This is a genomic window from Streptomyces odonnellii (genome assembly GCF_000981895.1).
GTDB classification, from domain to species: domain Bacteria; phylum Actinomycetota; class Actinomycetes; order Streptomycetales; family Streptomycetaceae; genus Streptomyces; species Streptomyces odonnellii.
Map to the genome: position 1 here is coordinate 1 of NZ_LATD01000638.1, position 1,299 is coordinate 1,299.

At 74.0% G+C, this 1,299-nt stretch carries 2 protein-coding genes; both read right to left on the bottom strand.

Annotated features, from left to right (window positions below; translation table 11 throughout):
- A partial coding sequence (locus tag WH07_RS40135; protein WP_408645994.1) for a hypothetical protein occupies positions 1-386 on the bottom strand: 386 nt, incomplete at its 3' end.
- Between the two features lie 86 nt (positions 387-472).
- Positions 473-1,246, bottom strand: coding sequence for a DUF4255 domain-containing protein (locus WH07_RS35870; RefSeq protein ID WP_079023834.1), 774 nt, complete (start codon positions 1,244-1,246; stop codon positions 473-475).
- Positions 1,247-1,299: the final 53 nt, after the last annotated feature.

The window sequence follows — 1,299 nt, forward strand, 5'->3', positions numbered from 1 at the left end:
GGCGCCTGGGGGCGGGCGTCGAGGAGGCGGCTGACGGCCTCGTCGGTGAGGTAGAGGCCGCGGAAGGCGTCGTCGGGGTTGGGATCGGTCTCCCGGCGGGCGGCGACGGCACGGCGGACGCGTTCCTCGACGAGGACCACCCGGTCCAGGAGGTGGCGCAGGCTCGGATCCTCTGTGACGGGGTTCTCCGCGGTCGGTTCCTCCGCGGTCGGTTCCTCCGCGGTCCAGTTCTCCGGGGTCGGGTCCTCAGCGGTGGGCTTCGCGGTGAGGGGGTTCGCGGTGATGAGGTGCTCCTGCGACGGCAACGGCGACAGCGACGGCAACAGAGATGGCGGCAGCGACGGGGGCGGGGGCGGCGAGGGCGGCGGCGACAACGGCGAGGTCACGGCCGGAGCCTCCACCCGTCCCGGCGCCGGCTCCGGTCCCGGCACCAGCCCCGGTACGGATGCCGGCTCCGTCGGCGGCCGGCCGCTCATGGTTCGCGGATACGGCGCGACATACCGGGGCGCGGGCGGCGACCGGGACCGTCCGCACCCTCGGCGCCCCCCGCCCCACGCCTGCCCCCATGCCCTTGCCCATGACCGTTCCCGGGCCCGGCACCGCCCGCCGCGCCGTTCGCGGAGGCGGCGTTGGCGGCGCCGGCGCCGTTGCCGGCGTCCACCGCCCGTTCGATCCCCTCCATACCCAGTCGCAGACCACCGTCCTCGGTGACCGGAGGCCCCACCGCGAACGTGCCGGCGCCGACGAGCGGGACGCTCACCACAAGGTCGAGCGAGGGTTTCAACTCGCCGCCGAGCGCGCTCCACACGTCCGCGAACGACCGGTCCTCCGGCGGCGGCAGCGCGATCGTCATCGGTACGGTCAGCGGCAACTCGGCCAGCTGGCCGGTCAGATGGGCCCTGGGCACCGCGTCGTGGCGCAAGAGGCACAACAGCAGGGACGACAGCAGCCGGTGCTCGTCCTCGGGACGCCGGGTCCAGGCGGTGATCAGATAGGACAGCTTGAAGTAGCGCGGCGGGCGGTGGCGGGCCACCACGGTGCCGCGCTCGCCGTACTCGTTGGACAGCCCGCGGGAGCGGCGGCGCAGATCCTCGCGGATGTCGTAGAGATACAGATTGACCGTGGGTGCGTTGACCTTGGCCGCCCACTCGCGGTTCGGCGCGTCGAACACGACACTGACCTGGGTGCCGCCCAGTGCCTCGCCCCGGACGAGGGAACGCAGGGCGTCGTCCACCTCGTGGATCACCGGTTCACCTCACTCCTCGCCCGCGCACCGCTCACGCCCGCCCCACCCACGCC